Origin of the sequence: Peteryoungia wuzhouensis, from assembly GCF_003205195.1 — a bacterium.
Lineage (GTDB): Bacteria > Pseudomonadota > Alphaproteobacteria > Rhizobiales > Rhizobiaceae > Allorhizobium > Allorhizobium wuzhouense.
This window is the reverse complement of sequence record NZ_QJRY01000004.1, coordinates 475,299-493,163: the sequence shown is the minus strand read 5'-3', so window position 1 is coordinate 493,163 and position 17,865 is coordinate 475,299. Positions and strand designations below refer to the sequence as shown.

Annotated in this window: 13 protein-coding genes and 1 pseudogene; 5 read left to right on the top strand and 9 right to left on the bottom strand. The window is 62.1% G+C overall.

Going from position 1 to position 17,865, the window contains the following annotated elements:
• Positions 1-527: 527 nt before the first annotated feature.
• From DMY87_RS13935 to DMY87_RS13925, 4 genes and pseudogenes are all read right to left on the bottom strand, one after another.
• A pseudogene (locus DMY87_RS13935) lies at positions 528-761 on the bottom strand (addiction module antidote protein); the annotation flags it as partial.
• A gap of 18 nt (positions 762-779) precedes the next feature.
• The gene (locus DMY87_RS24040) at positions 780-2,228 is read right to left on the bottom strand and encodes a hypothetical protein (RefSeq protein ID WP_133253020.1); all 1,449 of its coding nucleotides are present in this window, start codon (positions 2,226-2,228) and stop codon (positions 780-782) included.
• A gap of 305 nt (positions 2,229-2,533) precedes the next feature.
• Positions 2,534-5,095: a GcvT family protein gene (locus tag DMY87_RS13930; RefSeq protein WP_110792142.1), complete on the bottom strand. Its 2,562-nt coding sequence runs from the start codon at positions 5,093-5,095 to the stop codon at positions 2,534-2,536.
• 278 nt (positions 5,096-5,373) lie between these two features.
• Positions 5,374-5,805: a pyridoxamine 5'-phosphate oxidase family protein gene (locus tag DMY87_RS13925; RefSeq protein WP_110792140.1), complete on the bottom strand. Its 432-nt coding sequence runs from the start codon at positions 5,803-5,805 to the stop codon at positions 5,374-5,376.
• A gap of 285 nt (positions 5,806-6,090) precedes the next feature.
• On the opposite strand from DMY87_RS13925, the gene DMY87_RS13920 reads away from it, so the two are divergent.
• On the top strand, positions 6,091-6,621 hold the full coding sequence (locus DMY87_RS13920) for a DUF992 domain-containing protein (protein WP_110792139.1): 531 nt from the start codon (positions 6,091-6,093) through the stop codon (positions 6,619-6,621).
• Between the two features lie 259 nt (positions 6,622-6,880).
• On the opposite strand, the gene DMY87_RS13910 is transcribed toward DMY87_RS13920, so the two are convergent.
• A complete protein-coding gene (locus DMY87_RS13910; protein WP_110792239.1) occupies positions 6,881-8,713 on the bottom strand; it encodes an ABC transporter ATP-binding protein in 1,833 nt (610 codons plus the stop codon).
• 188 nt (positions 8,714-8,901) lie between these two features.
• Positions 8,902-9,723 carry a helix-turn-helix transcriptional regulator gene (locus DMY87_RS13905; RefSeq protein ID WP_110792137.1) on the bottom strand — a complete coding sequence of 274 codons (822 nt, stop codon included), beginning with the start codon at positions 9,721-9,723 and terminating at the stop codon, positions 8,902-8,904.
• Between the two features lie 99 nt (positions 9,724-9,822).
• On the opposite strand from DMY87_RS13905, the gene DMY87_RS13900 reads away from it, so the two are divergent.
• A complete protein-coding gene (locus tag DMY87_RS13900; RefSeq protein WP_110792136.1) occupies positions 9,823-10,710 on the top strand; it encodes an SDR family oxidoreductase in 888 nt (295 codons plus the stop codon).
• A gap of 8 nt (positions 10,711-10,718) precedes the next feature.
• On the opposite strand, the gene DMY87_RS13895 is transcribed toward DMY87_RS13900, so the two are convergent.
• Both DMY87_RS13895 and DMY87_RS13890 read right to left on the bottom strand, forming a co-directional pair.
• Positions 10,719-12,182, bottom strand: a complete 1,464-nt coding sequence (locus DMY87_RS13895) for a protein adenylyltransferase SelO (RefSeq protein ID WP_110792134.1) — start codon at positions 12,180-12,182, stop codon at positions 10,719-10,721.
• A gap of 165 nt (positions 12,183-12,347) precedes the next feature.
• On the bottom strand, positions 12,348-13,700 hold the full coding sequence (locus DMY87_RS13890) for a chloride channel protein (RefSeq protein WP_110792132.1): 1,353 nt from the start codon (positions 13,698-13,700) through the stop codon (positions 12,348-12,350).
• A 223-nt stretch (positions 13,701-13,923) separates the two neighbouring features.
• Between DMY87_RS13890 and DMY87_RS13885 the strand changes: the two genes are divergently transcribed.
• Both DMY87_RS13885 and DMY87_RS13880 read left to right on the top strand, forming a co-directional pair.
• Positions 13,924-14,427 carry a hypothetical protein gene (locus DMY87_RS13885; RefSeq protein WP_110792130.1) on the top strand — a complete coding sequence of 168 codons (504 nt, stop codon included), beginning with the start codon at positions 13,924-13,926 and terminating at the stop codon, positions 14,425-14,427.
• A 174-nt stretch (positions 14,428-14,601) separates the two neighbouring features.
• Positions 14,602-14,877 carry a hypothetical protein gene (locus DMY87_RS13880; protein ID WP_110792129.1) on the top strand — a complete coding sequence of 92 codons (276 nt, stop codon included), beginning with the start codon at positions 14,602-14,604 and terminating at the stop codon, positions 14,875-14,877.
• Positions 14,878-14,953: 76 nt separating this feature from the next.
• Here the strand turns inward: DMY87_RS13880 and DMY87_RS13875 are convergent, their stop codons facing one another.
• On the bottom strand, positions 14,954-16,696 hold the full coding sequence (locus tag DMY87_RS13875; protein WP_110792237.1) for an MFS transporter: 1,743 nt from the start codon (positions 16,694-16,696) through the stop codon (positions 14,954-14,956).
• 572 nt (positions 16,697-17,268) lie between these two features.
• On the opposite strand from DMY87_RS13875, the gene DMY87_RS13865 reads away from it, so the two are divergent.
• On the top strand, positions 17,269-17,841 hold the full coding sequence (locus tag DMY87_RS13865) for a HupE/UreJ family protein (RefSeq protein WP_110792126.1): 573 nt from the start codon (positions 17,269-17,271) through the stop codon (positions 17,839-17,841).
• The last annotated feature ends 24 nt before the right edge of the window (positions 17,842-17,865 follow it).

Genomic DNA, 17,865 nt, shown 5'->3' with positions numbered 1-17,865 from the left:
TCCACCCCGGCGCCGGCCCCGCCTCGCCTGACATCGCATCGTCAGGTGTATCCGAGGGCGGGACAGCTGTGAGTCTAAGGGAGGAAAAATGGGCGGGGATGAGAAAATGTGTCGGGGTTTGATTTTGTTGGGAAATGTTCGGAATTCATCCCCCTTTTTTCGCCAATGCGTCCGAACGTACGGCCTTTGCCCCTCACCCTACCCTCTCCCCGCAGGCGGGGAGAGGGGGGCGCAAGCGGTGGCCGTCTCGGCCTTCTCCCCGCCTGCGGGGAGAAGGTGCCCGAAGGGCGGATGAGGGGCGGTTGCGGCTTGCGCGACGCCCATCCCCCCCTTGCGGGGGAGAAAGCGAAATCGAGGAATTGGCCCGATCAGGGCCAAACCTCAGATTTCGCAAGAGAGGGGCTCGGTGATGTCGGTGCCAACGGAACCGTGCCCCTCTCCGGGAAAATCTGAAGTCTAGGCGGCTTGCGCTCGCCTAAGCCTTCGATTTTCCGTCCTCCCCCGCATGGGGGGAGGTAGAGCCGTCCCTATTCCTTTTCCTCGATCGGCAAGGCCGAAAGCTTCAACCCCATGCCCTTCATCAGTTTGAGGACGGTGGCGAACTCCGGATTGCCGTTTTCGCCAAGCGCCTTGTACAGGCTCTCACGTCCAAGCCCCGTCTCTTCGGCGATAGCGGTCATGCCAAGCGAACGGCCGACTGTGTTGAGCGCCCTCCGGATTTCGGCAGCATCGCCCTCTTCCAGCGCTGCAGTTATGTAATCGGCGCGTGCTTCACCAGGCTAATTCGTCACGAGCGTAAAGCGTGCCGTTGCACTATCCCGGGCCTCAACATTACCTCCCACTGTTCTGTCGACGTTCGCGGTCACTTCAAAACGATATAAACCAGGGCCATCTGCCAGGAATGATTTTGATCCTGAACCGACGACGTCAGAGAAATCGACCGATTCTTTTTTCTCTTCACGCAGCTGCTGTCCGCGCCAGTCCCTGACGCTGATGGTGAGGCGCCCTCTCAAGCTTTCCGGAACGTTGTCGTATTCAAGTGTTAGCCTCGCTCCGGATTCTGACCGGACCAAGGCGGAGATCGACGCGGCAATACTGGAAGTGGCGACCGCCGTGGTATCATGTCCCGTCTTCCCGATCCACTGGCCGGCTACGCAGCCGGCCACTGTTACGTAGTGACCACCTGATGCAATAAGATCATAACTAAGTTCAAGTGTATTTTCCTTGATTTGTTTAACACTTGCATAAGCAGACGCCGCAGAAGTCTTGCGATCAATTCCGTCCCTGCATTCACTTGTTTCTGATCCAGTACGCTGCACTGCAGCAACCTCTCCTAGGGGTTTTTGGTCACGAATAAGGTTTCCGATGTTGCCTCGGCCACCACCTCCGACTATGGAAACGTCAGCTACACCGGATGCACTATAGAGCACATCGCGTTCGCAGACTGGTTGATTGGAGAAAAAATCTACGGGAAGGAACCGTACTCCGATAACACGTGCTTCGCTGGCCGTTAGCGTTGACTTTGTTGTGCTAGTTACGCCGCCACTCCCACCCACTGACGCCGTTATAGCCTCAGACTTTACGGCAGCGTCAAGTGAGAGAAGTTGATTTTCAGAATTATAGAGCTTGTACGAAAGACCTTTTGCCACAAGAGCGGTGCCAATAACACGATACTGTTGAGACTTAATATAATCTACGCAAGACCGCTTTACGGAGCAGCTTGATAGCGCCTGATGGGCGGAAAGCTCATCTACGTTTACCGCCCACGCATCCTCTGTCGAGAGCTCAACCTTTGAAACGGATTTGAAGTTTGGTCCAGCTTTCAGCGACAACGCCTCAAGTTTTGGAATTTGCAGTTCTACTCCCTCTTTGAGACTGCGATCTACGTCGTAGGTAAAAGTGGGTATGCTAATCGAGGAGTGTTTTGACAATTCTGCCTTGATGGCATCGCCATCTGCACCGGGAATAATGCAAGAATCCCCAAACAAATTTCCTCTTGGGAGAGGCACCCTCTTGTCCGTTACCTCGTTGGCTACAGCCTCTACGAAGCTCCCAGGCGCCACGAAATTGTCGGCCGCCAACACCGCCATACATTCGAGCTTCTGCTGATCTCGCACGAAGTCGCACAAATGGTCTAAGACGATCACCGGCTTCACGGGCCAAAAGAAAAAGCCAAACAGTGCCGCTATCATAATAAATATTGCACCGGAACCAATATAACGGTTCATGATTAAATTCCAGCACAATACATTTTCAGTGAAAATTTAATATTGAAGCACCTAAAAGCGGAAACACGCAGAAACAAATTCACATCACAGTGCGATAGCAGCAAACCAGGACATCTTAATTCGCGCAAATACCAATTGCTCACTTTTGACCCCCTCTCCCTCCAGAGGAGTAGTCTGACTAAAAATTTAAGTGAAGTCTAGTTTTTTCTACTTTTACGCGACTTATGTCAGGACACTGACGAACATAAGAACCCGCCGGCCTCACGACCGACGGGTCCATATCCCTCTGAACTAAACTCTCAGCCTCAGCTGCGCGGCTTCAAGTTCTCCGGATCATACAGCGGCTTATATCCCACCGCCGCGACCTCGACGGGGAAGCTCTCGGCGAAGTATTCCACGGTCAGCTTCCGGCCCACCTCGCAATACTCCGCCGGCAGATAGGCGAGTGCGATGTTCTTGCCGATGGTCGGGCCGAAGGCGACCGACGTCGTGTAGGAGCGGCGGCCGAGGCTGTCGATCAGGACCTCGCCGGTGGCGGGGTCGACGACCGGCATGGAGCCGACGGGGTAGCGGGCGACGCCCTTGCTATCGACATTGTCGGTCATGACGAGCGTGCAGAGCATCGCCGGCTGCTTGTCACGGGCCTTGTATTCGAGATGCTTGGCCTTACCGCGGAAATCCGCTTCCTTGACCTTCGGACGCGCGAGATCGGCCTCGATCAGGTTGTACTGGGTCAAGAGGTCGGCGTTCTGCAGGCGCAGGCTCTTTTCCATGCGGCGCGAATTGGCATAGGTTTCGACGCCGAAGGCCATGACGCCGGTGGCGCGGAGCGCATCCCAGACGGCAAGGCCGTCTTCGTATTTCATGTGCAGTTCCCAGCCCTGCTCGCCGACATAGGAGATGCGGAAGGCGGTGACATGCTTGCCGGCGATTTCGATCGGCTTGATCGCTGCGAAGGGGAAGTTTTCCGGATCGAGACCGGCGGGGTCGGCGACGGCCTTTTTCAGCGTGGCGCGGGCATTCGGGCCCCAGATGCCGATGGTGATATACTTCTCCGAGGTGTCGGTGATGGTGACATCAAGGCCACGATCTTCCGCCACGCGCTTCATGTAATAGAGGTCGCGCGGGCCGGCATCGGCGCCGTTCACCAGGCGGCAGCGGTCGGCCATGCGGAAGACGGTGAAGTCTGCGCGCACCATGCCCTCGTCGTCGAGGAAGTGGGTGTAGATACCCTTGCCGATATTCGCGTCGCCGCCGATCTTGGCGGCGCAGAGCCATTCCAAAAGCTCGACATGATCAGGACCTTCGATGTCGACCATGTGGAAGTGGCTCAAGTTGACGATGCCGCAATCCTCGCTCATCGCCAGATGTTCGGCATTCGAAACGCGCCAGAAGTGTCTGTTATCCCATTCGTTTTCACGGACCGGAACGCGATCGCCATATTTTTCAAGGAGATGCTCGTTGGCGGCGTAGCCATGCGCGCGCTCCCACCCGCCAAGCTCCATGAAATAGCCGCCGAGCTCGACTTCGCGCTCATACATCGGCGAACGCTTGACATTGCGGCCGGAGGCATAGGGCTCGCGGGTGTGTACGGCGGGGAAATAGATCTTCTGGGCGGCCTCATAGCAGCGGCCCTCGATGAACTTCTCTTCCAGCTGGTGCGGATAGAAACGGGCGTAATCGATCGAGGAATGGTCGATTTCCGTGCGACCGTCGGTCATCCAGTCGGCGATCAGCTTGCCATAGCCGGGGCCGTCCTTGACCCAGATGGCGACGCAGTACCAGAGGCCGCGCACCTTCTGGCTTTCGCCGCAGGAGGGGCCGCCAGCAGCGGAGACCTGCAGCAGGCCGTTGAAGCTATGGCTCTCGTTATAGCCGAGTTCGCCGAGGATCGGGGTGAGCTCCATGGCGCGCTCGAGCGGCTCGAGGATCTGCTCCATGTCGAGGTCGCGCTGCGAGGGCGAAAGCCGCGCCTCGTGCTTTTCCAAGAGCTCGCGCGGATGGCACATGCGCGGATTGCGCTGCTCGTAATAGCCCCATTCGATCTGGCCGCCTTCGGTGGTCTTCGGGTCGCCGGTGTCGCGCATATAGGCGGAATTGCCCTGGTCGCGCAGCAGCGGGTAGCCGATTTCCTTGCCCGTGCCTTCGAACTCGTTATACGGACCGAAGAAGGTCAGCGGATGGTCGACCGGCATGACGGGCAGGTCTTCGCCGACCATTTCGGCAATCAGGCGGCCCCAGAGGCCGGCGCAGACGATGACGTGATCGGCCATGATCGTGCCGCGATGGGTGACGACGCCCTTGATGCGGCCGCCCTCGACGATCAGCGACTTGGCCGGCGTATTGCCGAACATCTGGAGCTTGCCCGACTTTTCAGCCGCATCGACGAGCTTGCCGGCAACGGTCTGGGAGCGCGGCACGACGAGCCCGGCATCCGGATCGAACATGCCGCCCATGACCTGATCTTCCTCGATCAGCGGGAAGAGTTTTTTGATCTCGGCGGGCGAGACATAGTGCGCGCGGGTGCCGAAGGCGCGGGCGGACGAGAGCTTGCGCTTGATCTCTTCCATCCAGGTGTCGTCACCGGTGCGGGCGACTTCCAACCCGCCGATGCGGGCATAGTGGCCCATCTTCTCGTAGAAATCGATCGAATACTGGGTGGTCCAGACCGAGAGATAGTCGTGGGACGTGGTGTAACAGAAGTCCGACGCATGCGCCGTGGAGCCGATATCAGTCGGGATGCCCGACTTGTCGATGCCGACGATGTCGTCCCAGCCGCGCTCGATCAGGTGATGGGCGATGGAGGCGCCGACAATGCCTCCCAACCCGATGATGACGACTTTTGCCTTGGACGGAAACTCTGCCATGGTCTTTACGATGCCCTGATATCTGGGAGTGGATGTTCTGCCCGCGATCTTAAGAGCAGGCCCGAGACATTTGCAGCCTGTCTGCGACATTCTGCAAGATCCCCACGACCCCTGTCCACGCTCCGGTCACCTGCCCTGATAAGCCCGTTCGCGGCAGAAGCGCGGCCGCCCATGTCGCGACCGGAACGAAAAAGGGCGCCGGCAATGAGCGACGCCCCTCTCTGTTGGGTGCAAGCACCGTATGCCGCTTTTGCAGCAAAGGCCCGCCCGGCCGCCCGTCAGACGTGGATCGTGCCGTTGTCTTCGCCGTCCCAATAGGTGATGCTGTCGGCATGCACCTTGATCAGGATAATGCCGGGCGTGTCGATGCCATCAGGGAACCAGCGGTCGAGATCCTTGCTCCAATGCGCCTCAAACACCGCCTTGTCGGCGATCAGGCTGGCGCGGCCCTTCACGGCGACGAAGATGCCGGGTTTGCCAAGCAGGCTCGGTGGGGCCGTGAAGGTCAGAGACACGGACGGATCTGCGGTCAGTTCGCGGACTTTCGTCGTGTCGGTGTAGGAAAAGAAGTAGCTGTCGCCGTCGTAGTCGACCTCGCCATTGTTACTCATCGGCCGCGCCGAGATCGTCTCGTCGGCGGATCGGGTCAGCATCATGCAGAAATCGATCTTCTTCATCTTGTGGGCGAGTTCGGGCAAAGTGAGCGTCATGGCAATCCTCCGGTTTGGCTGTCGGGGAGAAGCGCGGCGACGGCTTAAGGTTCCCGCAGGAGGACATCTGCTTTTGACGGGGTGAGACCACGGCGCGGGGCATATAGGCTTGCCGCCCGCACAGGCAGGGCAAGAAATCGCTAATTTGGCGTGGATCGCCACTTTGCTGCCCATCTCGCGCCTCAGTTGGATCAATCTTCGCGCTTAGACGTTGTTCCACGCTGCCCGAGAAGCCGATAACGGCCACCTCCCCGACGGGCAGCAGAACATGGAAGGAGATTTGCCATGAAGACCCTGATCGCGGCCAGCCTTGCCGCCCTGCCCATGCTGGCCTCTGCCGGCACCACTCACGCGGCCGACATGACCTATGCCGAACCCGCCCCTGCAGTTCAGGACAACGGTCCGGTCGGTGGCGTGCGCATCGGTTATCTCGACTGCCAGATCGGCTCCGGCTTCGGCTACGTGCTGGGCTCGGCCAAGACGGCCGACTGCGCCTTTACCTCCGTCGTCGACGGCGAGCCGCTCGACACCTACACCGGCTCGATCAAGAAGTTCGGCGTCGACCTCGGCTACACCGCCAAGGGCCGCATCATCTGGGCCGTCTTTGCCCCGACCGCCGGCTATCACAAGGGTTCGCTCGGCGGCCTCTATGGCGGCGCGACGGCGGAAGCCACCGTCGGCGCCGGCGTGGGCGCCAACGTGCTGTTCGGCGGCACCTCCGGCTCGATCCACCTGCAGCCGATCAGCGTCACGGGCCAGCTCGGCCTGAACATCGCCGCCACCGGCACCTCGATGACGCTACAGCCGGCCATCTGATCGGCAACATTCGTTCAGATAGAGAAAAGGCGCCTCGCGAGGGGCGCCTTTTTTATGACGATGACAAAACCTAGCTCACAAGGGCAAGAGGACACCCCCCTCTGTCACTGCGTGACATCTCCCCCACAAGGGGGGAGAGCGGAGCGCTGCGTGTGCCGGCCCCTTCGCAGCATGAGAGGGGTGCGAAAGGCCAGCGGCCTTGCCAGTCTCCCCCCTTGTGGGGGAGATGTCCGGCAGGACAGAGGGGGGTGCCGAAAACTCACCCCTCCGCCTCCAGAAACCCGCCCGATTGCCGCGCCCACAGGCCCGCATAATGGCCACCGAGATCAAGCAGTTCACCATGCGTGCCCTGCTCGACGATGCGCCCCCGGTCGAGGATGACGAGGCGGTCCATGGCGGCGATGGTCGAGAGGCGGTGGGCGATGGCGATCACGGTGCGGTCCTGCATCAGGTCTTCGAGGCTTGCCTGGATGGCTTGCTCGACTTCGGAATCGAGCGCCGATGTCGCTTCGTCGAGGATCAGGATCGGCGCGTTTTTGAGGATCACGCGGGCAATTGCGATGCGCTGACGCTGGCCGCCGGAGAGTTTGACGCCACGTTCGCCGACATGGGCGTCGAAGCCGGTGCGGCCGTGCCAGTCGGAGAGCTGCTCGATGAATTCGACCGCATGCGCCTGGCGGGCGGCCTCGATCACCTCGGCCCTCGACGCAGAACGACGGCCATAGGCGATGTTTTCGTGGATCGAGCGGTGCAGCAGTGAGGTGTCCTGCGTGACGACCGAGATATGCTGGCGGATGCTCGCCTGGGTCGCCTCGGCCACATCCTGGCCGTCGATGCTGATGCGGCCGGTCTCGACGTCGTAGAAACGCAGCAGAAGATTGACCAGCGTCGACTTGCCGGCGCCGGAGCGGCCGACCAGGCCGATGCGTTCGCCGGGTCTGATGTCGAGCGAGAAGTCTTCGATGATCCCGCCCTTGCGGCCGTAATGGAAAGAGACCTTGTCGAAGCGGATGGCGCCTTTCGTTACCTCAAGCGGCTTGGCAGAGGCCGGGTCGGTGAGCCCGATCGGCTTTGCTATCGTGTCCATCGCCTCATGCACCGTGCCGACCTGGTCGGAGATCTGGGTGATTTCCTGGGCGACGCGGGCTGATGTGCCGGAAATCTGCAGCGTCATCGGCAGGACCATGGCGACGATATCGATGCCGATGGCGCCGTTCGCCCAGAGCCGGATCGCGACCCAGGTGGTGCTGGCGATGAGGAGGCCCGAGAGCAGCGTCAGCCCGAGCGAAAACAGCGACAGCCAGCGATGCTGGGTGATCATGCGGGCAGTATGCTGATCGACGGCTTCGCGGACGAACTGGTCTTCCTCTTCCGGCCGGGCGAAGAGCTTCACCGTCATGATATTGGTATAGCTGTCGACGATGCGGCCGACGAAATCGGAACGCGCATAGGCAATCGCCTTCGAGCCGCGCCGGATCTGCGGCACGATGGCGATGAGGAAACCGACATAGGCAAGCGTCCAGAGCGCCACGGGAAGCACCAGCCACCAGCTGGCGGCCGCCAGAATGCCCGAGGTGATCAGGCCGAGCGCCACCAGATACCAGACGACGGAGATGACCGAGACGACGGAGCTTCGAAGCGTGTGGCCGATTTCCAGCACACGCGAGCCGATGCGCCCGGCAAAATCGTTCTGGAAGAAGGAGAGGTTCTGCCGGATGACATGCCAATGGCTCTGCCAGCGCACCATGTTGGTGACCCCTGGCGCAATCGCCTGGTTGAGCACGAGGCCCTGCAGGGCCGTCACCAGCGGCCGGATGACCAGCACCAGCAGGATGAGCCCGAAGATCAGGCTTGCGCCATCGGCAAACACCTGCTCCGGCGTCGATGATGTCAGCACCTTGACGAGTTTGCCCATGAAGACCGGGATCGCGGCGTCCGCCAGCGCCACAAACAGACTGGCGAAGATCAGCGCGATGAACAGGCCTTTCGCCTGGCGCACGAAGAACCAGTAGAAGTTGAGAAGCCCCTCCGGCGGATTGCCGGGCGTCTCACGGGCGGTGGGAACGATGATCGTCTCGAAAAAGCGCAGCATGAAAAGGGCTCTGGAAAAGGGCATCCCCCGAAGCGGGGAGGCGAGGAGAATCAGGAGATGAACAGGCTGGGATTGGAGACCTGTCATTCGACGCTGGCAATGGGACAATTTCGCGACGCAGGTCCAATTGGGCCAGAGCCAATCGTTCGCGCCGCCGACATCACTCTCCGAACACCCACCTTGGTGCGTCACTCATCGCCGGCCAATTTGCGGATCTGCTTGGCCACCTCGGGATCCACTGGCGTATAGACCATCAGGTTGAGATCAACTCTGCCGTCCACGGCAAAGGCAGAATATTCGAGGTCGATCGCGCCCAGCACGGGATGGAGGAGCCGCTTTGCGCCCTCCCCCGGCACGCTGATCTGGTTTTCGCTCCAGATCCGGCGAAACTCGGCGCTCACCTCTGAAAGCTCCTCGACCAGATGCTGGACCTGCGACACTGCTCCTGCCCGCGCGGCATCGGCGCGAAAGGCGGCGACGGAGAAGCGGGCGATCGTTTCCCAGTCATGCTGCTTTGCCCGCACGTCCGGGCTAGTGAAGAGGAAGCGCAACATGTTGCGCTGCCCCGGCGGTAGTCTGCCGTAGTCGGACAGCACGACCGTCGCCGCCCGGTTCCAGGCCACCACCTCCCAGGTCGCGGTCTTGACGATCGCCGGACAGGTGTCGAGCCGGTCGATAAAGCGTTGCAGACGCGGGCTGATGCCGTCGATCGTGGTGTATTTCGCCTCGGGTGGACGCCCAAGACCCAGCATGAACATGTGCTCGCGCTCGGCTTCCGTCATCAGCATGGCGCGCGCGATCCGGTTGAGAACATCAGCCGACGGTGCGCCACCCCTTCCCTGCTCCAGCCACGTGTACCAGGTGGGGCTGATATTGGCCCGCTGGGCCACCTCTTCCCGTCTCAGACCGGGCGTGCGGCGGCGGCCCGACAGACCGAAGGTGGCCGGATCGAGCCGGACACGACGATCTCGGAGAAATGAAGCCAAAGTCGTCGCGGCAATGACGGGCATACCGATCCTGAGAGTAATTATACCATGATAAAGTCACTACTTTACCAGGATAAGCGATCTGCCACCTCTTGTCTGCATCCACAACGCAGGAAGACAGACATGCGTATCTTCGTCACAGGCGCCACCGGTTTCATCGGCTCGGCCGTCATTCCCGAACTGCTCGCAGCCGGCCATCAAGTGCTCGGCCTCACCCGCTCCGAAGAAGGGGCCGCGAAGCTACGCTCGGCAGGCGTCGAGCCACATCTCGGCGCGCTTGAGGACCCGGCTACGCTGACACGGGGCGCCGAGAAGGCCGATGCCGTCATTCACCTGGCCTTCGACCACGATTTTTCCAATTTTCAGGCCAATTGCCAGAAGGACACCGTCGCCATCGCCGCAATCGGAAAGGCGCTGATCGGTTCGGACCGCCCGCTTCTTATCACCTCCGGTGTCGGCATGGGGACAGCGGTCCGTGGCGAACTGGCAAGAGAAGATGTGCTGGATCTCGCCCATCCAAGCCCGCGCATCGCCTCCGAACGTGCCGGCCAAGCCCTGCTGGATCAGGGCGTGAACGTATCGACCATGCGCCTGTCGCAGATCCACGACACGAAGCGACAGGGGCTTATCACCTTCCTGATCGACATCGCGCGCGCCAAGGGCCGTGTGGCCTATATCGGAGACGGCACCACTCGCTGGTCGGCCTGCCATGTGAGCGACACAGCCCGGCTCTTCCGCCTCGCCCTCGATCGGGCGGAGCGGGGATCGCGTTATCACGCCGTCACCGAGGAAGCGATCAGCCTGCGCGACATCGCCCATGCCATCGGCGAGGCCTTGGAACTTCCGGTGGCCTCGCTCTCACCTGAGCAAGCGCAAGAGCATTTCGGCCCGCTGATCGGCTTCGCCATCCTCGACATGCCGGCATCATCGGCCCATACGCGAGCCGCTCTGGGCTGGAACCCGGTTGGACCTAGCCTGCTGCAAGACCTGGCGGCGCTAGACCTGAGCTAACCGCCCGCTCAGGTTCCGCAAAACGTCCGCGTGACCCGCTCTTCGGGTGTCGGGGGCACTCGCAAATAGGCCGTCTCGGGATCTTCGACATAAGGAGCAGCCAGCGCATCCACCAGGCGGTGGAAGAACGAATAGTCGCCGTATACCGCTGCGGCGATGGCCTCTTCAATGCGGTGGTTGCGCGGGATGAGGGCAGGATTGACCGCCTCCATTGCCGCCTGGATGGCCGCCGACTGACGGCCGCCTTCGGCAAGCCGGGCGCGCCAGCGGGAAAGCCAGTCGTCAAGGCCTTCGCGACCGGCAAACAACGCGGTGAAAGGCGCCTCGCCCGCGCCGTCAGCGACCTTGGACAGCGCCCGGAAAGCCAGTGTGAAATCGGCCTCGCCCTTGTGCATCAGCTCCAGCAGGTCCGAGATCAGCGTGCGGTCGCCCTCGGCCTCGCCGGCGATGCCGAGCTTGTCGCGAAAGGCCTGCAGCCAGGCGGCCTGGAAGACATCGCCGAAATCCTTCAGCACCGCGTTTGCGGCATCCGTGGCCTTCTCCTCATCCGCATCGAGGAGCGGCAGCAGGCATTCGGCCAGCCGGGCGATGTTCCACTGGCCGATACCCGGCTGATTGGCATAGGCGTAGCGGCCGCGCTGGTCGATCGAGGAGAAAACCTTGCGTGGATCATACTCGTCGAGAAAGGCGCATGGGCCGAAATCGATGGTTTCGCCTGAGATCGCCATATTGTCGGTGTTCATCACGCCATGGATGAAGCCGATCGACAGCCAGCGGGCGATGAGTTTCGCCTGCCGTTCCGACACCAGGGAGAGCATGGCGAGGTAAGGGTTTTCGGCAGCCCGCGCCTCGGGATAATGCCGGTCGATGACATGATCTGCCAGTGTCCGGATCGCGGCTTCGTCGCCCTGGGCGGCGAAGAACTGGAATGTCCCGACCCGGATATGGCTTGCCGCGACACGGGTGAACACCGCCCCCGGCAACAGGGTTTCGCGCACCACCTGCTCGCCGGTCGCAACAGCCGCGAGCGCCCGCGTGGCCGGCACACCGAGTGCCGCAAAGGCCTCGGAGACGATGTATTCGCGCAGGACCGGCCCGAGGGCGGCCATGCCGTCACCGCGCCTGGAAAAGGCGGTCGGCCCGGAACCCTTGAGCTGGATATCGAAACGTTGGCCGCCTGACGACACGACTTCGCCGAGCAAAAGCGCCCGGCCATCGCCGAGCTGCGGATTGAAATGGCCGAACTGGTGTCCGGCATAGGCCTGGGCCAGCGGCTCGGCGCCAACAGGGATCACCTGGCCGGAAAACACCTGGGCAAGCCGCGCCTCGTCGGCACCAGCCAGATCGAGCCCGAGGGTTTCGGCGAGCCTGTGGTTGAAACGGATCAGCTGCGGCGCGCGGGCAGCGGCAGGTTTGGCCGGCCGATGAAAGACCTGCGGCAGGCGGGCATAGCTGTTGTCGAAGGCAAACACGATCAAGCTCCTCGGCGCCCGGCGGCCGGACGCATGAAATCTGTCAGGCCTTGCATATGGTGTATCATGGCGGCGAGGCAAGGAAGGTGACACCGCAGAGACGCAAGGCCGCCCTCGCCGCCTGCCGCCACGCGCATGGCAGATCAGCCGGGCGCAGATGCGGGATCAGGCACCCGGCTCTGCATCCGTGCCCTTGGCCCGCCGCGCGCGAATGGCTGCGGCAATGAAATTGCGCGACAGGCCGTGATAAAGCGGCTCGCGCGACAGGATGCGGGACGTCACATAGCCGATCATCGACACCGCCATGATCGGGATCACCGCCCCATGGTTGCCGGTCATTTCCAGGATGATGACGAAGGCGGTCATCGGGGCCTGCACCACGCCGGCGAAATAGCCGGCCATGCCGAGTACCGCAGCAAGTGCGATGCTGGTGCCCATCATCTGGCCGATCGAACTGCCAAGGCCCGCACCGATCGACAGCGAAGGGGCAAAAATCCCGCCCGGAATGCCTGAGAGCATCGACAGGAAACTGGCGACCAGCTTTTCCGCAAAGAACAGGAGGGGTGTCGCATCCCCTTCCAGCGCGCCGCGTGCCTGCTCATAGCTGGTGCCGAAGGTGGTACCGCCGGAGATGACGCCGATCATGGCAACGCCCAGTCCACACAGGGCCGCGAAAGCCACCATGCGCTGGAGTGGAGCCGGTTGCGCCCAGCGCCGAAGCCTGAGGCCGAGATGCAGCGCAAGCCCGCTGAAGCCGGCGCCAAGCGCGCCCCCGACCACGCCGCAGACAGGAACAAGCGCCCAGTCACGCCACACAAGCGGCGCCGCCGAGGTGGAGCCGAAATACTGGTAGCTTCCGGCAAGCGCCAGTGAGGCAAGGCCGGAGAGGATGACGGCGGTCAGCACGATGCCATTGGCACGGGACTCGTAGGCGCGGCCCATCTCCTCGATGGCAAAGACGATGCCGGCAAGCGGCGTGTTGAAGGCAGCCGCGATGCCGGCGGCAGAGCCGGCAAGGATCAGACCGCGGGCCTGCGCGATGCCGCCGATGCGGGCGGCCGCCAGCATGAAGGATGCGCCGACCTGCACGGTCGGCCCCTCGCGACCGATCGAGGCGCCCGACAGCAATCCGACCACGGTGAGCAGGATTTTTCCAAACGCCAGCCGCAGCGACAGAAGGCGGAAGCGATCTTCGTCATGATTGAGATGGCGGGCCGCGATCGCCTGGGGAATGCCGCTCCCCTGCGAATTGGGAAAGAGCGTGATCGAGAGCCACGCGCACAGGGCAAAACCGATCGGCGTGACGAGAAGCGGAAGCAGAAAGCCGTAACCGCCGACCTCGGTCACCGAGAGGAAGGCGACCTGCGCCTGGTCGGCCATGCGGGCGAAAACCACGGAGATGACACCGATCGCCAATGCGCCCGTCCAGAAGACGAGACGCGGCTTCCAGAGGCGGAAGGAACCCCAGAGGACCCTGGATCGGCGGACAAGCTTGGACCGGCGGTAGAAGTTCTGCATGTCGTCTATCGGCTGTGACGGTTGGCCGCTTATCAGCCTATGCGCGCCGTGATGCAAGGGTGACAAAGCGCAATTCTGTCGCAGGCGGCGGGTCGAGACCCCGGCAATCAATCGGTCTGGATCCAGAATTGGACGCACAGTCCATGGGAACTGTGGGCCTGCCTGCTTGCGACCCGACGCCACCGCAGTCTAGGATGAAGATCATCAACTCGGGGGGAAATCCATGCGAATTCAAAGCGTCCTTAGGGCCGGCCTGGTGCTGAGCTTCGGCCTATTGGTCTCCGCCTGCACGACAACCGAGGACGCCAACAATGCCGCCCGCTCGCGCTGGCTCGGCCAGCCGGTCGAGGCCTTCTTTGCAGCCTATGGTCCGCCGATCGACGAATACCCCCTCTCGTCGGGCAAGATCTACACCTGGCGCGGCGGCGACAAGACCCGCTACATTCCCCCGACCTATTCGAGCCCCGAGCCGGCCACCACGATCGTGCGCACGGAAACCCGCTCCGATGGTTCGGGCCAGACGGTGACCCAGACCCGCGTCATCAGAAGCGACCCGTTCTGGCAGCCGGAAATGATCAGCCCACCGCGCTACCAGCAACTGTTCTGCGAATTGCAGATCAATGCCAACAAGGCAGGCGTGATCACCGCGATCCGGGCGAGCAACGACACCGACGGCGACGGCTTCAGCCTGTCGCGCTGCGCGGAGGTCCTGGGGGTCAAGAAGTAGGGGGACGGACCACAAGGCAGATTGACGGCTCGAGCTCTCCGATTGGCATTATCTCATAAATTTCATCGCTTTACGCTGGACGCCTCGCATTGCGCCGCATAACGTGGACGCCTATCGGGGCGGTGGAGTGGCCCCACAAGGACACATTGGGACATGCCGTCGGAGGGGCACATCATGGTCGAGATCGTCACAACGCAGCTTCTGGATCCCTTCCGCATCGGGCTGATCTTCTTTCTGCTGCTCACCGCCATCCGCACCAGGGCCAATATGGGCCTGTGGATGCCGCTGGCGATGGGCGTGCTCTTCATCGCCATCCTGATCCCGTTGACGACGGCCGCCGCCTCGCAGGTTCCACGCCTCACCGCAATCGGCCTCGGCGTCGTCACCAATGCCGTGATCCTCGCCATTTTCCTCGCCGGCTGGACGATCTGGGAAAAGACCCGCCGCTAAGCCTTCGGCAAACCCAAACAAAAACAGGCCGGCGAGATGCCGGCCTGTTCTTTGAACCGTCAAGGATCGATCGCGATCAGTCCTTGAAGATGTCCTTCTTGTGGGTATTGCCCGGCACCAGAAGCGCACCGATCACGACGGTCGCAGCGGCGATGATGATGGCATACCAGAGACCGCCATAGACGTTACCGGTCTGCGCCGAGATCGCGAATGCGGTCGCAGGCAGCAGGCCGCCGAACCAGCCGTTGCCGATGTGGTAGGGCAAGGACAGGCCGGAATAGCGGATGCGGGTCGGGTAGAGTTCGACCAACATGGCGGCGATCGGACCGTAGACCATCGTCACCAGAAGGATGAGATAGGTCAGGATCAGCACGACGCCGATCTTCTGGGCGGTGAAGATGTCGAAGAAGTTCGACGCCTTGGCGACCGTCGGGTTGTTGTCGGCGACCAGCGGATAGCCGGCGGCCGTCAGCGCGTCGTTGATCGACTTGGTGAAGGCAGCCGGAACAGCCTTGACGTCGTCGCCGGTCAGTGCAGACGCATCATAGGATGCGACCACGGTGTCGCCGATCTTGACCTGGGCGGCGGTTGCTGCCGGGTCTTCGATCGTCTCGTAATTGACCGAGGTCTTGGCAAGCGTTGCCTTCGCAATGTCGCAAGACGAGGTGAACTTGGCGGTGCCCGTCGGGTTGAACTGGAACGAGCAGTCGTCAGGCGCAGCCGTCACCGTGACCGGGGTCTGATGGGCGGCATAGAGCGCCGGGTTGGCGGTCTTGGTCAGAAGCGGGAAGACGAAGTTGTAGGTGAGTGCCGCAATCAGGCAGCCCGCCAGGATGATCGGCTTGCGGCCGATACGGTCGGAGAGCGAGCCGAAGAACAGGAAGCCACCGGTGCCGAGGATCAGCGACCAGGCCACCAGAACGTTGGCGGTGAAGCTGTCGACCTTGATGACGTTCTGCAGGAAGAACAGGGCGTAGAACTGGCCCGAATACCAGACGACGGCCTGGCCGGCGACGAGACCGAAGAGCGCGATCAGTGCGATCTTGCCGTTCTTCCAGGTGCCGAAGGCTTCGCGCAGCGGCGCCTTGGAGGCAGCACCCTCTTCCTTCATCTTCTTGAAGGCGGGCGATTCATTCATCTGCAGGCGGATATAGAGCGAGATCGCGAGCAGAACGACCGAGCCGAGGAACGGAATGCGCCAGCCCCAGAGGTCGAAGGCCTTGATCATCTTCGGGGTGCCGTCGGGGTTCATGACGGCGGCACCGGCCGCGTCGAGAACCGGCATCGGATCCCAGTTGCCGTTGACATAGCTCTGCACCGACAGGATCACGACGAGCGAGAGCAGAAGCCCGAGCGTTGCCGTGGTCTGGATGAAGGCGGTGAAGTAACCACGCTGGTTCGAAGGCGCATGTTCGGCCACGTAAACAGCCGCCCCGCCATACTCACCACCGAGCGCCAGGCCCTGTGCCATGCGCAGAATGATCAGGATGATCGGCGCCGCAGCCCCCCACGAGTTGTAGCCGGGCAGCATGCCGACGAGGAAGGTCGAGCCACCCATGATCAGGATGGTCATGAGGAAGGTATATTTGCGTCCGATGATGTCGCCGAGCGCACCGAAGACCAGCGCGCCGAACGGGCGCACGATGAAGCCGGCGGCAAAGGCCAGAAGCGCAAAGACGTTACGGGTGGCTTCCGGGAAGGCCGTGAAGAACTGGGCGCCGATGATCGCCGCCAGCGAGCCGTAGAGATAAAAATCGTACCATTCGAAGACGGTACCGGCGGACGAGGCGAGAATGACCTTCTTCTCCTCCGCCGTCATGGGGCGCGAACGATCCCCGACGTTCATTTCCGTAGTTGCCATTATAACTCCTCCAAGTTTGCCGGTCTTGCGCCCGACACTTTTCTGGTCTGATTGACCAACAGGCCCCGCCTCCGCGTCGCCTGCCTCCTCTAAAATCCGGTCCTCTACCGGTCGGCACAGGCGCGCTGGCGCGCCTCGTTCCCCGCCGAGCCCTTGTTCCCTGTCGCAAATGGCATCGCCTTCACGCGCCGGGACGTCGAGCATCGGTCAAATTCTTAACACAATGCATATTTGCCGGTCAGAACGACTTTGGTATCAATCCCCAGCAGAACCGCTGCCAAGCCATTCGACTTTAGGTGAAGGTCAGGCGCCAAAAACCTGGCGAGGGTGGTTTCGGGCAACATGTCGCGCAGCCGCAACCCGATGGCGCGCGAATCGCGCCCTCCCCCCGGCATTCGACGTAGGCTCTCCCACGTCTTTCCCGTGGACAGCTCCGAAAGGGTTACGCTAGTCTCCGCTTTGACATAAGGAGACGATCGGCGGGACCGAAATCCGGCCGCCATGAGTCGACCAAATAGAGGGACCAAATCATGCTGAAACGCCTTTCACTCACCGCCGCAATGTTTGCCGCAGCAGCCGCCCCCGCCTTCGCCCATCTCGACCCGGCAGAGCACGGCTCGCTGATGGCGGGGATCTCGCATCCGCTGTTCGGCGCCGACCACATCCTGGCCATGGTCGCCGTGGGTGTCTGGGCAAGCCAGATCGGCGGCCGTGCACTCTGGGCGGTGCCTGCCGCTTTCGTATCAATGATGGCCGTCGGCTTCGGCTTGGCTGTCGCGGGCGTCGAGCTTCCCTTCGTCGAGCCGGCGATCCTCGCTTCCGTCATCGGCCTCGGTCTGCTGGTGGCCGCTGCGGTTCGCCTGCCGGTCGCTGCCTCGGCTGCCGTTGTCGGCCTCTTCGCGCTGTTCCACGGCCATGCCCATGGTGGTGAACTCGGTGCCGCAGGTGCGCTGCAGTTCGGCCTCGGCTTCCTGGTCGCGACCGCTGCCTTGCATGGTGCCGGCGTGGCACTCGGCCTCGGCGTCTCCCGCCTCGGCCCGGCCGTTGCCCGCATCCTCGGTCTTGCCACCGTCGTTGGCGGTGCCGCGATCGCCTTCGGCTGATAGGCCGCAGCGACGATCCGTTCG

Coding starts and splice junctions, on each gene's coding strand:
- DMY87_RS13875 (WP_110792237.1), bottom strand. CDS start 16,696: ATGACGGCGGAGGAGAAGAAGGTCATTCTCGCCTCGTCCGCCGGTACC.
- DMY87_RS13930 (WP_110792142.1), bottom strand. CDS start 5,095: ATGGCAGAGTTTCCGTCCAAGGCAAAAGTCGTCATCATCGGGTTGGGA.
- DMY87_RS13925 (WP_110792140.1), bottom strand. CDS start 5,805: ATGACGCTCACTTTGCCCGAACTCGCCCACAAGATGAAGAAGATCGAT.
- DMY87_RS13865 (WP_110792126.1), top strand. CDS start 17,269: ATGCTGAAACGCCTTTCACTCACCGCCGCAATGTTTGCCGCAGCAGCC.
- DMY87_RS13900 (WP_110792136.1), top strand. CDS start 9,823: ATGCGTATCTTCGTCACAGGCGCCACCGGTTTCATCGGCTCGGCCGTC.
- DMY87_RS13910 (WP_110792239.1), bottom strand. CDS start 8,713: ATGCTGCGCTTTTTCGAGACGATCATCGTTCCCACCGCCCGTGAGACG.
- DMY87_RS13880 (WP_110792129.1), top strand. CDS start 14,602: ATGGTCGAGATCGTCACAACGCAGCTTCTGGATCCCTTCCGCATCGGG.
- DMY87_RS24040 (WP_133253020.1), bottom strand. CDS start 2,228: ATGAACCGTTATATTGGTTCCGGTGCAATATTTATTATGATAGCGGCA.
- DMY87_RS13905 (WP_110792137.1), bottom strand. CDS start 9,723: ATGCCCGTCATTGCCGCGACGACTTTGGCTTCATTTCTCCGAGATCGT.
- DMY87_RS13890 (WP_110792132.1), bottom strand. CDS start 13,700: ATGCAGAACTTCTACCGCCGGTCCAAGCTTGTCCGCCGATCCAGGGTC.
- DMY87_RS13885 (WP_110792130.1), top strand. CDS start 13,924: ATGCGAATTCAAAGCGTCCTTAGGGCCGGCCTGGTGCTGAGCTTCGGC.
- DMY87_RS13920 (WP_110792139.1), top strand. CDS start 6,091: ATGAAGACCCTGATCGCGGCCAGCCTTGCCGCCCTGCCCATGCTGGCC.